The 14218-nt window shown below is 64.4% G+C and carries 14 protein-coding genes; 6 read left to right on the forward strand and 8 right to left on the reverse strand.

Features of this window, described 5'->3' with window-relative positions:
- Positions 1–465 precede the first annotated feature (465 nt).
- Positions 466–786 carry a DUF1330 domain-containing protein gene (locus tag GD429_RS39295; protein WP_152865508.1) on the forward strand — a complete coding sequence of 107 codons (321 nt, stop codon included), beginning with the start codon at positions 466–468 and terminating at the stop codon, positions 784–786.
- Between the two features lie 19 nt (positions 787–805).
- Here GD429_RS39295 and GD429_RS39300 read toward each other — a convergent pair whose 3' ends face one another.
- Both GD429_RS39300 and GD429_RS39305 read right to left on the reverse strand, forming a co-directional pair.
- The gene (locus tag GD429_RS39300; protein WP_152865509.1) at positions 806–1642 is read right to left on the reverse strand and encodes an NAD-dependent epimerase/dehydratase family protein; all 837 of its coding nucleotides are present in this window, start codon (positions 1640–1642) and stop codon (positions 806–808) included.
- A 212-nt stretch (positions 1643–1854) separates the two neighbouring features.
- Positions 1855–2907: an RNA-guided endonuclease InsQ/TnpB family protein gene (locus tag GD429_RS39305; protein WP_152865511.1), complete on the reverse strand. Its 1053-nt coding sequence runs from the start codon at positions 2905–2907 to the stop codon at positions 1855–1857.
- Positions 2908–2997: 90 nt separating this feature from the next.
- Here GD429_RS39305 and GD429_RS39310 point away from each other — a divergent pair, with 90 nt between their 5' ends.
- Complete coding sequence (locus tag GD429_RS39310) at positions 2998–3990, forward strand: LacI family DNA-binding transcriptional regulator (protein WP_152865513.1); 993 nt, start codon at positions 2998–3000, stop codon at positions 3988–3990.
- A 69-nt stretch (positions 3991–4059) separates the two neighbouring features.
- On the opposite strand, the gene GD429_RS39315 is transcribed toward GD429_RS39310, so the two are convergent.
- Positions 4060–5352 (reverse strand): MFS transporter, encoded by a 1293-nt coding sequence (locus GD429_RS39315; RefSeq protein WP_152865515.1) that lies wholly within the window; start codon positions 5350–5352, stop codon positions 4060–4062.
- 320 nt (positions 5353–5672) lie between these two features.
- Here GD429_RS39315 and GD429_RS39320 point away from each other — a divergent pair, with 320 nt between their 5' ends.
- The gene (locus GD429_RS39320) at positions 5673–7148 is read left to right on the forward strand and encodes a DNA-3-methyladenine glycosylase 2 family protein (RefSeq protein WP_152865517.1); all 1476 of its coding nucleotides are present in this window, start codon (positions 5673–5675) and stop codon (positions 7146–7148) included.
- Entirely contained in the window at positions 7145–7678 is a 534-nt protein-coding gene (locus GD429_RS39325; RefSeq protein WP_152865519.1) for a methylated-DNA--[protein]-cysteine S-methyltransferase, read from the forward strand. The genes GD429_RS39320 and GD429_RS39325 overlap by 4 nt, the downstream gene beginning before the upstream one ends.
- Before the next feature lie 28 nt (positions 7679–7706).
- On the opposite strand, the gene GD429_RS39330 is transcribed toward GD429_RS39325, so the two are convergent.
- On the reverse strand, positions 7707–8525 hold the full coding sequence (locus tag GD429_RS39330) for an AraC family transcriptional regulator (RefSeq protein WP_152865521.1): 819 nt from the start codon (positions 8523–8525) through the stop codon (positions 7707–7709).
- A gap of 77 nt (positions 8526–8602) precedes the next feature.
- Between GD429_RS39330 and panB the strand changes: the two genes are divergently transcribed.
- A complete protein-coding gene (gene panB / locus GD429_RS39335; protein WP_152865523.1) occupies positions 8603–9454 on the forward strand; it encodes a 3-methyl-2-oxobutanoate hydroxymethyltransferase in 852 nt (283 codons plus the stop codon).
- Positions 9455–9464: 10 nt separating this feature from the next.
- Here panB and GD429_RS39340 read toward each other — a convergent pair whose 3' ends face one another.
- Complete coding sequence (locus tag GD429_RS39340) at positions 9465–9956, reverse strand: Lrp/AsnC family transcriptional regulator (RefSeq protein ID WP_152865525.1); 492 nt, start codon at positions 9954–9956, stop codon at positions 9465–9467.
- A gap of 156 nt (positions 9957–10112) precedes the next feature.
- On the opposite strand from GD429_RS39340, the gene glmS reads away from it, so the two are divergent.
- Positions 10113–11942: a glutamine--fructose-6-phosphate transaminase (isomerizing) gene (glmS, locus tag GD429_RS39345; RefSeq protein ID WP_152865527.1), complete on the forward strand. Its 1830-nt coding sequence runs from the start codon at positions 10113–10115 to the stop codon at positions 11940–11942.
- Between the two features lie 235 nt (positions 11943–12177).
- Here the strand turns inward: glmS and GD429_RS39350 are convergent, their stop codons facing one another.
- From GD429_RS39350 to GD429_RS39360, 3 genes are read right to left on the reverse strand one after another with little or no spacing between them, the layout of a single operon-like run.
- On the reverse strand, positions 12178–12675 hold the full coding sequence (locus GD429_RS39350) for a TPM domain-containing protein (RefSeq protein WP_152865529.1): 498 nt from the start codon (positions 12673–12675) through the stop codon (positions 12178–12180).
- Positions 12676–12677: 2 nt separating this feature from the next.
- Positions 12678–13511, reverse strand: a complete 834-nt coding sequence (locus GD429_RS39355; protein ID WP_193727350.1) for a TPM domain-containing protein — start codon at positions 13509–13511, stop codon at positions 12678–12680.
- A gap of 17 nt (positions 13512–13528) precedes the next feature.
- Complete coding sequence (locus tag GD429_RS39360) at positions 13529–14107, reverse strand: LemA family protein (RefSeq protein ID WP_152865533.1); 579 nt, start codon at positions 14105–14107, stop codon at positions 13529–13531.
- Positions 14108–14218: the final 111 nt, after the last annotated feature.

The following is a 14218-nucleotide window of genomic DNA, read 5'->3' on the forward strand; positions in this document are numbered from 1 at the left end:
TGCGCCAGCGCTCCCACATTAGCGCTTTCTGGCTGTCTGTATAGTAGATCCGCCGTCTCTGTTTCATTGCAACACTCCTCGCTGCTATGCAGCCTCAAGTGTGTTGCATCGACGGGTTGAATCCGCAGTTGACAGCGGCCTGCCGTGCTATTTCTGACGTTGGCAGCGCATGGTTCTCGCCACGGAAAGTTCAGAATAAAGTGAACCGCACCATTGATCGTTCAAAGCTGAATGAACTACGCGTTCAGCGTTCAGTGAACAAGCTTCCGGAAACTCGTTGCTCGAGTGGGCTGGACATCGACAGGTACGCGTGAACGCAGTCGCATCACGCGAGCGGTGTACAGGTCGGCACGCTTGCGCGCCGCTGCGCGGATTCGCTTACGTCGCAGGTAATCGACGCGCGCCGCCCGCGCCGCGATCATGGCTCCATCGACCGACGAACCGCGTCACGCCAAGGAGCCCGCCATGACCGCCTACGCCATCGCCCACCTGCACGACGTCGACATGTGCGACGACATCGTCGAATACCTCGAACGCATCGACGGCACGCTCGCGCCGTTCGATGGGCATTTCGTGATTCACGGAGCGCGGCCGGAGATACGCGAAGGCGTGTGGCGCGGCGATCTGATCGCGATCGCGTTTCCCGATCTCGACACGGCGCGCGCATGGTACGAATCGGATGCGTACCGGAAGATCCAGCCGTTGCGCGCGCGGCACGCGAACGGCCTGCTTATCCTGATCGACGGCGTCGATGAACGGCACAACGCGACCGACATCCTGCGCTGAATCACGACGCCTGCGACGCTTACGAAGCCTTCCGCTCCATCGGCTCGCCGACGACGAAGCCGCCGCCCTGGAACCGCTGCGCGGGATCGTCGTAGTCGGCGGTCGGCGCCGCGACCGGGAACAATCCCGCGAACTGCTCGGAGCTGTCGCGCGGACGGAAGCCGAGGAAACCGGCCTTCGTGTTGTCCCACCACTTCACCGGGTTGTCCGACGCGCCGTAGACGATCGCATGCCCGACGCGATTCGTCAGCAGCGAGCAGCGCACGAGCTCGATGAAGTCGCGATAGCTGAGGAACGTCACGAGCATGCGCGGGTTCTTCGGCACCTCGAACGACGAGCCGATCCGCAGGCACACGGTCTCGATCCCGAAGCGGTCGAAGTAGTAGCGCGACAGCGATTCGCCGAAGCATTTCGTCACGCCGTACAGGCTGTCGGGGCGCAGCGGCGAATCGGCGTCGAGCACTTCGGTGACCGGATGGAAACCGATCGCATGGTTCGAGCTCGCGAACACGACGCGCTTCACGCCGTGCTTGCGCGCGGCTTCGTACAGGTTGTACGTGCCGGTGATGTTCGCGCCGACGAGATCGTCGAACGGCGCATCGACCGAAATACCGCCGAGATGGACGATCGCGTCCACGCCGTCGACGAGCTGCATCACCGCCGGCCGGTCGGCCAGATCGACGACACGGGTTTCTTCATGCGCGGCCGCGTCGCCGAGCGCCGCGATGTCGCTGACGCGCACGACGTCGGCCCAGTCCGCGAGTGCGCCGCGCAACTGGCGGCCGAGGTTGCCGGCCGCGCCCGTCAGCAACAGGCGCCCGAACGGTTTGCGCGCGCCGGTGGATGAGGCGTTCATTGAATCTCCTGTTGACTCTGATCTGGAATTAGTTCGATTTTGGAAAACGTTTTCCTACTATACGCGGAAGGAAAGCGATGCGTCAATGGCCGATCTCAATTGCGGCCATCCGCACTTTCCCGATATCAACTCGGGATCACTCGCTCGTTTTTTCTGCCACAATCCGGCGCAATGGAACGAAAACGTTACCCTCCGTTGACGTCCTCCCCCGCCTAGCGGCGGGTGATTCCCACATCTGGCGATGCACGTCCGCATCGGAGAATATTCAGCGCAGCATTGGTATCACGATCATGCTCGACACCGCAGTGACTGCAAGTCCATTCTCTTATTCGCAATCCCGCGATACCTTTCGGCCGCGTCGTGCTGTCTTTCGACCCGCACGACGAACAGGATTGGGTAGAACCGTTTTCGTCCACTTCGTCGAACGTGACTCCGTGCGCGATCGCCTTGTAGCGGAGCCTGTTTCGGAAGGACGACCAGGATGCGTCGTAGACGCTCTTCGCCATCCTGGTTTTGGCGAGTTTCGCGGCCGACACATTGCCGACCGCGATGTAATCGAAGCGCCGCACCAGATCGAGCGCGAGCTTGTGCTGGAAATCGGCGCGGGCGTTCGCCACCTTGGCATGAAGCTTCGCGATGTGCCGCTTGTGCTTTCTCGCTCGTTGCGCCTTCGCCAGCTTTTCTGCCGCTCGCCGGCCGAACCGGTCGTTGGGCAGCTTCTCGCCGGTCGAAAGTGTGGCGAAGTCTTTCAGGCCGAGATCAATACCGACACCAGAACGGATCGGCCGGGCTTGAACATCGGGCATCTCGATCACAATATTCAGGAACCAGTTGCCGCGCGCGTCCTGCGCGAAATTGGTGCCGTCCTTGATCTTGCCGTCAGGAAGCGGCCGGCTATTGAACACACGGAAGGTCTTGCCAGCGAAGCGAAACGCATCTCCTTCTCGCTTCAGGTCACGCCCCTTCAGCGGCACCCAGCCAAGCGATTTCCTGCCGCGATAGCGCAAGTAGGGCCGCCGGCGCTGGCTGCGCGACTTCGCAAATTGCTCGCAGGTTGCGTTGATGGTACCGGAGTGGATACCAAGCTCCTTGCTGCTGCCGGTCGTCAGCACGTTCAGGTCGAAACCCGTCGGCCACTTTTTGTTCCACTTGAGCGCATGCTTCTGCGTGTCGTTGCAGAAGTTCCAGACGTAGTTCACCGTACGGCTCTGCTGGTTCAGCAGGCCGTTGAGCGACTTCACCCGGTAGCGGTAGACAAGGATCATGCCGGTCATCCTAGCCGGCGGAAGAAGCTGCCTGTCAAGTGCACTCCATTCCTGCCGGCCATCGCCTGCGATGGTTTCTCAGAGTAACTGATGAAAAAAGTTTCCCCGACGATCCGCGACGTGGCCGCGGAAGCCGGCGTGTCGGTCGCGACGGTATCGAAGTACGTGAACGGCACGCAGCGCTTCTCGCCGGCGGTCGAGGCACGGCTCAAGGAAGCGATCGACCGGCTCGGCTACCGCTCGAACCCGCTTGCGCGTTCGATGATCACCGGGCGCACGCGCACGATCGGCCTCGTGATCCTCGACATCAGCAACCCGCACTTCACGAACGTGGTCAAGGGCGCGAACCGGATCGCGCTACAGCACGACTACACGCTGCTGCTCGTCGATACCGAAGAGAACCAGGCGCGCGAACGCTCGCTGATCGAGGCGCTCGCGCAGCGCGTCGACGGGCTGATCGTCAGCACGCGGATGCCCGACGAGGAAGCCGGCTGGATGCTCGATCTCAACAAGCCGCTCGTGCTGCTGCGTCGCAGCCCCGGCCTGCCGATTCCGAGCGTCGGCATCGACAACCGGCTGTCGACCTACATGCTCGCGCGCCACCTGCTCAATCTCGGGCATACGCGCATCGCGTATCTCGGCTTCGGCTCGGCACGCGTGAACGACGAACGGATCCAGGGCGCGCGCGACTGTCTCGCCGAAGCGGGGCTCACGCTCGACGTGCACGACGCGCACGCGCCGACCGCCGAGGCCGGCAAGCGCGCGTGCTCGCGCGTGATGCTCGGGCCGCAGCGCCCGCAGGCCGTGATCTGCTACAACGACCTGATCGCGCTCGGCTTCATGAAGGAAGCCGCGTCGCTCGGCTTCCGGCTGCCGCAGGATGTATCGGTCGCGGGCATCGACAACGTGCCGTACGGCGAATACGCGGCGCCCGCGCTGACCACCGTCGACATCCAGAGCGAGAACATGGGCGAGCTCGCGATGCAGAAGCTGATCGACGCGCTCGCGGGGCGCACCGATGCGAGTTATTCGACGTTCGAGCCGAGGCTGATCATGCGTGCGTCGACGGCAGCGGCTGGTTGAGTCGCCTGCTGCGCGCCACAAAAAGAAAACGCGCCGCACTAAGCGGCGCGTTCGTTTTCCGAACTACGATCAAGCGTCGAGTTTCGCCGGCTTCATCTTCGGCGTGAGCACATGCATGATCGCCAGCGCGAGCAGGTATGCGAGCGCACCGATCGCGAACAGCACCCAGTAGTGGCCCGTGCGCTGCAGCACCTGGCCGATCACTTCCGAGAACAGCACGCCGCCGATCGACCCGGCCATCCCGCCGATGCCGACCACCGACGCGACCGCGCGGCGCGGGAACAGGTCGGAGGCCGTGGTGAACAGGTTCGCCGACCAGCCCTGGTGCGCGGCGGCGGCGAGACCGACGATCAGTACTGCGATCCACAGGCTCTGCACCTGCGACACGAACGCGATCGGCAGCACGCAGCACGCGCAGATCAGCATCGCCGTCTTGCGCGCGCGGTTCACGCTCCAGCCCCCGCGCAGCAGCATCGACGACAGCCAGCCGCCGCCGATGCTGCCGACCGTCGTCAGCGCGTAGATGCAGACGAGCGGCAGGCCGATGTGCTGCATGTCCATCCCGCGCGACTCGTTGAGCCACTTCGGCAGCCAGAACAGGTAGAACCACCACACCGGATCGGTCAGGAACTTGCCGATCAGGAACGCCCACGTCTCGCGCTTGCGGATCAGTTCGCCCCAGCGCGGCGCGCCGGCGTCCGCGTTCGCCGCGTCCAGCGCTTCGGCTTCGTCGCGCGGCTCGTCGTATTCCGCGGCGAGCGCGCGCGTGTCGGCCTGCCGATAGAGCACGAGCCACACCGCGAGCCACACGATGCCGATCGCGCCGATGATCACGAACGCCGCGCGCCAGCCGTAGGCCACCGCGATCGCCGGGATGATCGCCGGCGCGAACACCGCGCCGATGTTCGCGCCCGAGTTGAAGATGCCGGTGGCGAGTGCGCGTTCGCGGCGCGGGAACCACTCGGCCGTCGTCTTGATCGCGGCCGGGAAGTTGCCGCCCTCGCCGATCCCGAGCAGCGCACGCACGAAGGCGAAGCCCATGACCGAGCCGACCGCCGCGTGCAGCATCGCGGCGATGCTCCATACCAGCATCGCCACCGCGTACGACACGCGCGTGCCGAGCCAGTCGACGATGCGCCCGAAGCCGAGCAGCCCGAGCGCGTAGAACGCGGAAAACGCCATCACGATGCGGCCGTACTGCACCTGGCTCCAGCCGATGTCGTGCTGGAGCATCGGCGCGAGCAGGCCGAGGATCTGCCGATCCATGTAGTTGATGACGGTCGCGAAAAACAGCAGCGCACAGACGGTCCAGCGGTAGCGGCTGGCGACGGCGCGCACCGTGCCGACGACGGCAGATTGCATGAATGTCTCCGATGCGCGGCCGCGCCCGTCGCGCCGCACGATATTCGTTGACCGGCGACCGGCGCCGGGGCGGGCGGCCGCGCTGCGCTGTCGCGCACGGCCGATCGCCAATCCTTATGGAAAACGTTTTTCAAAGGATAGGGCGTCGGTCGGCACCCTGTCAGTCGGGGATTTCGATGAGTCATCTCAAATTAGTCGCGGCAAAAGAGACGACTGTTTCGAAGAGTGGCATTAACCGTTTTTCCCGGATTTTCCAACGCGCAAATCGGGGCACGGCCGCCGAGACACATGTCCGATTCCAGCCAGAATCGATGGCGGGGATGGTTTACAGTCGTTTCATGCGCCTCGATCCCGACACCTGCTACGACGCCCTGCTTTCGCGGAACCGCCGCTTCGACGGCTGGTTCTTCGTCGGCGTCGCGACGACCGGCGTGTACTGCCGCCCCGTCTGCCCGGTGAAGCCGCCGAAAGCGCAGAACTGCAGCTATTACCCGACCGCCGCGGCCGCCGAGAAAGCCGGCTTCCGGCCGTGCATGCGCTGCCGCCCCGAGCTCGCGCCCGGTCACGGCTTGCTCGACCTGTCCGGCAATCTCGCCGACGCGGCCGCCACGCTGATCGAGGACGGTTTCCTGAACGCGCACTCCGTCGACGCGCTCGCGCAGCGTGTCGGCGTGACCGAACGCCATCTGCGCCGGATCTTCGCCGCGCAGTTCGGCGTATCGCCGGTCGAGTTCGCGCAGACGCACCGGCTGCTGATGGCCAAGCGGCTGCTGACCGACACCGCGCTGCCGGTGGCCGTCGTCGCATCGACGGCCGGGTTCGGCAGCGTGCGGCGCTTCAACGACCTGTTCCGGCAGCGCTACGGCCTCAATCCGCTGCGGCTTCGCAAAGGGGCCGGCGCGTCCGCCGATGGCGACATGACGTTCCCGCTGCCATACCGGCCGCCGTTCGCGTGGGCCGACCTGATGCGCTTTCTCGCGCAGCGGCAGATCGACGGTGTCGAGCGGATCGATGCGCAGGGTTATGCGCGTGTCGTCGAATTGCCGAATCGCAACGATGGTGGCCGCCTGACCGGGTGGTTATCCGTCGCGCACGTGCCGCAGCGCTTCGCGCTGGCCGTCACCGTGTCGCCCGCGCTGACGCCGGTCGTGCCGGCCGTGCTCGCGCGCGTGCGGCGGCTGTTCGATCTCGACAGCCGCCCCGACGTGATCGACGCGCACCTCGGCGCACTCGCGAGCGGCTCGCCCGGCCTGCGCGTGCCCGGCGCGTTCGACGGCCTCGAAATCGCCCTTCGAGCGATCGCGGGCGAACGGCTCGCGGCGGCGCATGCGGGTGCGGTGCTCGCGCGCATCGCCGAACGCTTCGGCACATCGCTGGAAGGCGCACCGCCGGGACTGACGCACGCACTGCCTTCCGCGGCGACGCTGGCCGCCCTGCCACCGGCGGCGCTCGAAGCGCTCGGCCTTGCGCGCGAAACGGCACAGGCGATCGTATCGCTCGCACGCGCGGTCGCAGACGGCATGCTCGCACTCGAACCGATGGCGCCGCTCGACACGACGCTCGCCGCGCTGCGCGAGATGGCCGGCTTCGACGAGCGCGCGGTGCAGTACGTCGCGATGCGTGCGATGGCCTGGCCGAATGCGTTCCCGGCCGACGATGCGTTGCTTCCCGTACGCGCCGAACTCACCAAACGCGCTCACATACCATCATCCGCGCCGCATGCCGCGCGCTGGGCGCCGTGGCGCGCGTATGCCGCATTGCATGTGTGGCGCCTTCAAGGAGACGTATTGCGATGACTCCCGCTCACCTGATTCCGAGCCCGCTGGGCGACATCGCCGTGCGCATCGAGCACGATGCGCTGACGGGCCTGTTCTTCGTCGGCCAGAAATACTTCCCGTCGCTTGCGATCGCGCCGGAAGCAAACGCGCTCGTCACTTCGCCGATCGCGCGCAAGGTCGCGGAAGAAATCGCGGAATACTTCACCGGCATGCGCGAGACGTTCTCGGTGCCGATCCACCTGCGCGGCACGACGTTTCAGCGGCGCGTGTGGAAGGAATTGCTCGCGATTCCGTTCGGCGAACTCGTGTCGTACGGCGACATCACCGAACGCGTCGGGTTGCCGATGAGCGCCGCGCGCGCCGTGGGCGGCGCGGTCGGCCGCAACCCGGTGTCGATCATGGTGCCGTGCCATCGCGTGGTCGGCGCGTCGGGCAGCCTGACCGGTTATGCGGGCGGCATCGACCGCAAGCGCGCGCTGCTATCGCTAGAAGGTGCCAGGTTCGAGCGTGGCGCACATCATCCGGTGCAGACAGCGCTCGCGTTCTGAGTGGCGGTGCGCGGCACGCGTTGCCGCGTCACGCAGTCAATACCGGCCGGCGCGCTTCACGCTTCGCATATGCACCGGGCGTCACGCGGAACTTCGCCTGAAACAGCGCGATGAACGACGATGTCGAGTCGTAGCCCAGTTGCGCGGCCACCGCGCCGATCGGCTCGCCCGCATCGAGCAGCGGCAGCGACGCGAGCAGCCGCACGGCCTGCCGCCATTCAGTGAACGACAGCCCCGTGTCCTGCCGGAACAGTCGCGACAGCGTGCGCCGCGTCGCGCCGACTTGATACCCCCATTCGTCGAGACTGCGCGTATCGCCCGGATGCGCATGCAACGCGCGCGCGATTTTCAGCAGGCGCGGATCGCGCGGCAGCGGCACCGTCAGCGGCGCGGGCTGCATCCGTGCGATCCGGTCGGCGATCAGGCATACGAGCGCGCCGTCCGGCCCCGCTTCGTCGTAGTTCACCGGCAATTCGGCCGTGGCAATCACCAGTTCGCGCAGCAGCGGCGTCATGCAGAGGATCGTGCAATCGTCGTTCGCATCGCTGCGCGCGATCGCTTCGTCGAGATACAGGCTGTGAAACGCGACGCACTCGCGCGTCGACACCGCATGCGGCACGTGCGGCGGAATCCACATCGCGTAGTGCGGCGGCAGCAGTTGCCGGCCCGACGGCGTCGACACCTCGAGCACGCCGCTCGTCGCATACATCAGCTGGGCCCACGGATGACTGTGCGCGTCCACGCTCACGTTGCCGGGAATCCCGAACGCACGCACGTACAGCGGCCTCGGCAGGCGCGCCATCGGTGGCGCCGCGTAAGGATCACCCGATTGTCCCGCCAGCAACATAAGACGTCCTCCGAAGGTCATTGCACGAACGAGCGCGATGCTACCGTGGCGGCTCTTCTTTCACACGGCTTCCGCACATGAGCGCTCACACCCGCACCACCCGCAAGACCGTCACCGCGATCCGTTCGACCAAAGGCATCGGCAGCCTCGTGTCGCTGACCGCGTATTCCGCGCCGATGGCGAAGCTCGTCGACGACGTGGCCGACGTGATCATCGTCGGCGATTCCGTCGGCATGGTGCTGTACGGGATGCCCGATACGCTGCGCGTCACGCTCGACATGATGATTGCACACGGCGCGGCCGTCGTGCGCGGCGCCGCGCAGGCGTGTGTCGTCGTCGACCTGCCGTTCTCGACGTATCAGGAATCGCCCGCGCAGGCCTATCGTTCCGCCGCGCGGCTGCTCGCCGAAACCGGTGCGCAGGCCGTGAAGCTCGAAGGCGGCAGCGAGATGGCCGACACGATCCGCTTCCTGACCGAGCGCGGCATACCGGTGATGGCGCACGTCGGCCTGATGCCGCAGCAGGCGAACGCGACGGGCGGCTTCCGCGCGCAAGGCATGGACCCGCGTTCGGCCGCGCAGGTGTTCGACGCCGCATGCGCGGCCGAGCGGGCCGGTGCGTTCAGCGTCGTCATCGAAGGCACCGCCGAAGCGCTCGCGCGCCATCTGACCGAAACGCTGACGATCCCGACGATCGGCATCGGCGCATCGCCCGCGTGCGACGGACAAGTGCTCGTGACCGAGGACATGATCGGCGCATTCGATGCATACACGCCGCGCTTCGTGAAGCGTTATGCCGATGCGAACGCGGTGATGCGCGACGCGATCCGCCAGTACGCGCACGACGTGCGGCAGCGCGTGTTTCCCGAGCCGGCGCATTGCTTCGGGTACGGCCAGCCGCTGCAATTGGCGGACGCGGCCACTGCCTGATTCGACGCGATCACGCGCGTTTGCGCATCGCATGCGCGACTCGCGCGTTCGCCTCGAATTTCGCGCGACGCGTCGAGAAAAACGTCCGCACGTTGCGGACGTTCGATGCGCCGGTGAACAGCCGCCGCGCGAATTCGTCGTATTCGGCGACGTCGGCCAGATCGGCCACCACGACGAAATCGGGCCCCGGCGACACGCGGTAACACTGCGTGACGGCCGGCTCAGCACATACGTATGCCTCGAACGCGTCGTAGTCTTCGGCCGTCTGCCGGTCGAGGCTGATCTCGATCAGCGCCGTGACGGCCGTGCCGATCGCGACCGGATCGAGCACCGCAACCTGCCGACGGATCACGCCGGCTTCCGTCAGCCGGCGTACGCGACGCATGCAGGTCGGCGGCGACGACAGCGCGCGCTCGGCCAGTTTCAGGTTCGACACCGACGCGTCGTCCTGCAGGATCGCGAGGATGCGCAGGTCGAGATCGTCGAGGGTGATGCCGGCCATCGGCGGCTCCTTCCGGTCAGGGCGTGAAATTTAATTTCAACATGATAGACGATCTACGGCTCGTTTCATTTATGCCGATATTTTGAAATTTAATTCCATTCGACCGCCCCTACCATCGCTCTCACTGGTCCAGACAGGACATTTACGGAGCGCGATATGTGTGGAATTGTCGGGGCGGTCGCCCAGCGGGACATCCTGCCGAACCTCGTCGACGGCCTGAAGCGGCTCGAATACCGCGGCTACGACTCGTGCGGCGTCGTGGTCTACCGAGACCGTGCGCTGGCGCGTGCCCGCAGCGTCGATCGCGTGGCCAACCTTCAGCGCGAGATCGCCGAGCATGCGCTGTCGGGCTACACCGGCATCGCGCATACGCGCTGGGCCACGCATGGCGCGCCTGTCACGCTCAACGCGCATCCGCATTTCTCGCCGAGCGACGCCAACGCGCGCATCGCGCTGTCGCACAACGGGATCATCGAGAACTGCGACCAGTTGCGCGCGGAACTGCAGGCGCACGGCTACGTGTTCGCGAGCCAGACCGACAGCGAAGCGATCGCGCACCTGATCGATCATCTCTACGACGGCGACCTGTTCGATGCAGTGCGGCGCGCCGTCGCGCGGCTGCGCGGCAGCTACGCGATCGCGGTGATGTGCCGCGACGAGCCGCACCGCATCGTCGGCGCGCGCGACGGGATGCCGCTCGTGGTCGGCGTCGGCGAAGGCGAGAATTTCCTGGCGTCCGACGCGATCGCGCTGTCAGGCATCACCGATCGCATCGCGTATCTGGAGAACGGCGACGTCGCCGATATCCAGCTGCATCGCTACTGGATCGTCGATGCGAACGGCCAGCGCGTCGAGCGCACGGTGCAGCGGGTCGCCGCGCATAGCGGCGCGGCCGATCTCGGGTCGTACCGCTACTACATGCAGAAGGAAATCTTCGAGCAGCCGCAGGCGGTGGCCGATACGCTGCTCGACGTCGCGTCGATCATGCCCGAGCTGTTCGGCGACGGTGCGTGGCGCGTGTTCAACGATGTCGATTCGGTGCTGCTGCTCGCATGCGGCGGCAGCTATCACGCGGCGCTGACCGCGAAGTACTGGATCGAGAGCATCGCGAAGCTGCCGGCCAGCGTTGAAATTGCGAGTGAGTTTCGCTATCGCGACAGCGTGCCGAATCCGCGCACGCTGGTTGTCGCGGTGTCGCAAAGCGGCGAGACGGCCGACGTGCTCGGCGCGGTGCATGTCGCAAAGCAGCGCGGGATGATGCGTACGCTCGCGATCTGCAACGTCGCGACGAGTGCGTTGATGCGTGAATGTGCGCTTCAGTTCGTGACGCGTGCTGGGATCGAGATCGGGGTGGCTTCGACGAAGGCTTTTACGACGCAGCTGGTTGCGTTGTTCCTTCTCACGTTGTCGCTTGCGCAGGTGCGCGGGCGGTTGAGTGATGATGAGGAGAAGGAGCATTTGCGTGCGCTTCGGCATCTGCCCGACGCGATGTCGAAAGTGCTCGCGCTGGAGCCGCAGATCATGGCTTGGTCGGAACTGCTCGCGCGACGCGACAACATGCTGTTTCTCGGGCGCGGGATGCATTATCCGATCGCGCTTGAAGGTGCGTTGAAGATGAAGGAGATTTCTTATATTCACGCGGAGGCTTATCCGGCGGGTGAGCTGAAGCATGGGCCGCTTGCGCTCGTCAGCAACGAGATGCCGGTGATTGCGGTTGCGCCGAATGACATGCTGCTCGAGAAGCTCAGGTCGAACATGCATGAGGTCAGTGCGCGGAACGGGCGGCTTTTTGTGTTCGCGGATGTGGACTGCGGGCTGGTGCCGAGCGACGGGATCGAGGTGATTCGACTCAATGAGTACTACGGACCGCTTTCGCCTATTTTGCATACGGTGCCGATGCAACTGCTGGCGTATCACGCTGCGCTGGCAAGGGGGACGGATATTGATAAGCCTCGGAATCTGGCTAAGTCGGTGACTGTGGAGTGATGACATCCACGAGCTGCCATGGCGTTCCGCTCGCGACGCTCCCGGGCGAGCTCCTCCCGTTCCGGGAGGTAATTCGCGGGCTTGATGGAGATTCCGTGGTATTGCAAATCGAGGCTGCATGGCATCACGCAAGTGACGATAGCACCGCTCATTACCTTGATTCGTATCAACGAATTACGCCTCGCGTCAGCCAGAATTTCCGCTCGATAAAAGGACCGATGTCAAGCTTCGGAACTCATATCACAACGGGCGAGCTCGAAAGGTCGTCGAGCCGCGGACCATGAAGTGGAAAGTGTTTTTGCAACAGCTCGGTAACTTGCTCGATACCTCGCAGAACACCGGACCGATAATCGCCTTGCCGGAAATGAGCCTCCATGGCCTGGCAAATCGCCTCCCATTCGCGGCCATCCACCTTGGCGTGTATGCCTCGGTCCGCAACAATTTCGACGTCGCGGTCCGCAAGAAGCAGATAGATAAGAATGCCGTTGTTGTGCTCCGTGTCCCAAACCCGGAGGTCCGAGAAAACCTCGATGGCACGGTCCCTCGCAGATGTGCCCTTCAGCAAGGCGCGGATGTGCAGCGCACCCTCTACAGCAAACCTGACTTGACCCACGTGCGCGCGATGACTGGTACGTACAGCCTCTTCGATAGCGATAAGCTCCCGCCGTGAGAATGCGCTGTTGACCCGCCAATGGGTCGTGAAAAGATGCCGGAAGAGGCGTTTCAGGTCCATGCTCACCACCGTCCCGATGCGCCACCGCCGCCGAAGCCTCCGCCGCCTCCGCGAAAGATGTCGCGATTTGAATCGCGGCCGGAACTACCACCGCTGCCGCCAATGAAGCGCCCACCAGCTGCTCCCATCCCGCCCCCCAGCAACGTGAAGAGCAGCGCCATCAGTCCTGCCGCGATGGCGACAAAAAGCGCCCCCGACAAAACCCATGCGAGTACCCCAACGACTCCGCCTGTAACGGCTGCACCCGGCAGTCTCCCAAGCATGGCGCGCAGAAGGCCGCCGGCCATGACCGTCAGGAGGAAGAGGACGGGAAGTAACCGTCCGGCGCCATCGCTTGCCCCGTGTTGTCGCCGCGGCGGAGGCAACTGTTCGCCGCTGGCGACTCGCATCATGCCGTCGAGGCCGGCAGTGATGCCGCCGTAGAAATCCCCGTTTCGGAACCGCGGAACTATCGCCTCGTTGATGATGCGATTGCTCGTCGCGTCGGTGAGCACGCCTTCGAGGCCGTATCCGACCTCAATTCGAAGCGTTCGGTCGTTCTTGGCGACAATCAGGAGCGCGCCGTCGTCGACGTTCTTGCGCCCAAGCTTCCATTGCTCGACGACGCGCATCGAATACTGTTCGATGGTTTCGGGCTCCGTGGTCGGAACAACGAGAACTGAAATCTGCGTTCCTCTTTTCGCCTCGAACTCTCTCAACGTCTTTTCAAGACTGGCCATCTGGTCGCTCGTCAGAGTTCCAGTCTCATCGGTTACTCTCGATGTCAGCGGCGGGACGACGACATCCGCGTGGGCGCAGGCTCCCCCCAGGACAAAGAAGGCTAAGACGACGGCCATCGCCAGTCGGAACATGTTCAATTGGAGGCCTTGCCTGCAGATGCCGGCGTCGAGCCGAAGTCGACCCGCGGCGGTTTGGAAATCTCGGCTTCGTTGCTCACCGAGAAGTTTGGGCGCTCCAGATAGCCAAATGCCTTTGCAGTCAAATTATTCGGGAACGACCGTATCGTCGTGTTGTACGCCTGGACGGAGCGAATGTATCGATTGCGGGCTACGGCAATGCGATTTTCCGTACCCTCGAGCTGCGCCTGCAGGTCGCGGAAGTTCGCATCCGACTTCAATTGCGGATAGTTCTCCGATACCACGAGCAGCCGTGACAGAGACGACGTGAGCTGCCCCTGCGCCGCTTCACACTGTGCGAACGCCTGCGGATCGGCAATGATTTCGGGCGTGGCGCGAATCGAGCCGACTTGTGCCCGCGCCTCCGTCACACTTACGAGCACTTCCTTTTCCTGGTTCGCATACCCCTTCACCGTGTTGACGAGATTGGGAACAAGGTCGGCTCGCCGTTGATACTGATTTAGAACTTCTGACCAGCTGGCCTTTACCTGCTCATCTTCGGTCTGGATGGCGTTATAGCCCATCGTCTTATACATATCTTCGAGCCCCGGTTGCCGAGGCCGGAAAGAAGCGTTTACATTCAATGAGATAGCGCAGCGCTTGTAAACTGTCGGCGGATCGCGTTTACTTTCGCACTTTGCGTGAAC

It is taken from the genome of Burkholderia sp. BE17, from assembly GCF_009362305.1.
GTDB classification, from domain to species: Bacteria; Pseudomonadota; Gammaproteobacteria; order Burkholderiales; family Burkholderiaceae; genus Burkholderia; species Burkholderia pyrrocinia_C.

Excerpts from the sequence above, each read along its gene's own strand:
- GD429_RS39295 (WP_152865508.1), top strand. The coding sequence starts at position 466 with ATGACCGCCTACGCCATCGCCCACCTGCACGACGTCGACATGTGCGAC.
- GD429_RS39300 (WP_152865509.1), bottom strand. The coding sequence starts at position 1,642 with ATGAACGCCTCATCCACCGGCGCGCGCAAACCGTTCGGGCGCCTGTTG.
- GD429_RS39305 (WP_152865511.1), bottom strand. The coding sequence starts at position 2,907 with ATGATCCTTGTCTACCGCTACCGGGTGAAGTCGCTCAACGGCCTGCTG.
- GD429_RS39310 (WP_152865513.1), top strand. The coding sequence starts at position 2,998 with ATGAAAAAAGTTTCCCCGACGATCCGCGACGTGGCCGCGGAAGCCGGC.
- GD429_RS39315 (WP_152865515.1), bottom strand. The coding sequence starts at position 5,352 with ATGCAATCTGCCGTCGTCGGCACGGTGCGCGCCGTCGCCAGCCGCTAC.
- GD429_RS39320 (WP_152865517.1), top strand. The coding sequence starts at position 5,673 with ATGGTTTACAGTCGTTTCATGCGCCTCGATCCCGACACCTGCTACGAC.
- GD429_RS39325 (WP_152865519.1), top strand. The coding sequence starts at position 7,145 with ATGACTCCCGCTCACCTGATTCCGAGCCCGCTGGGCGACATCGCCGTG.
- GD429_RS39330 (WP_152865521.1), bottom strand. The coding sequence starts at position 8,525 with ATGTTGCTGGCGGGACAATCGGGTGATCCTTACGCGGCGCCACCGATG.
- panB (WP_152865523.1), top strand. The coding sequence starts at position 8,603 with ATGAGCGCTCACACCCGCACCACCCGCAAGACCGTCACCGCGATCCGT.
- GD429_RS39340 (WP_152865525.1), bottom strand. The coding sequence starts at position 9,956 with ATGGCCGGCATCACCCTCGACGATCTCGACCTGCGCATCCTCGCGATC.
- glmS (WP_152865527.1), top strand. The coding sequence starts at position 10,113 with ATGTGTGGAATTGTCGGGGCGGTCGCCCAGCGGGACATCCTGCCGAAC.
- GD429_RS39350 (WP_152865529.1), bottom strand. The coding sequence starts at position 12,675 with ATGGACCTGAAACGCCTCTTCCGGCATCTTTTCACGACCCATTGGCGG.
- GD429_RS39355 (WP_193727350.1), bottom strand. The coding sequence starts at position 13,511 with ATGGCCGTCGTCTTAGCCTTCTTTGTCCTGGGGGGAGCCTGCGCCCAC.
- GD429_RS39360 (WP_152865533.1), bottom strand. The coding sequence starts at position 14,107 with ATGTATAAGACGATGGGCTATAACGCCATCCAGACCGAAGATGAGCAG.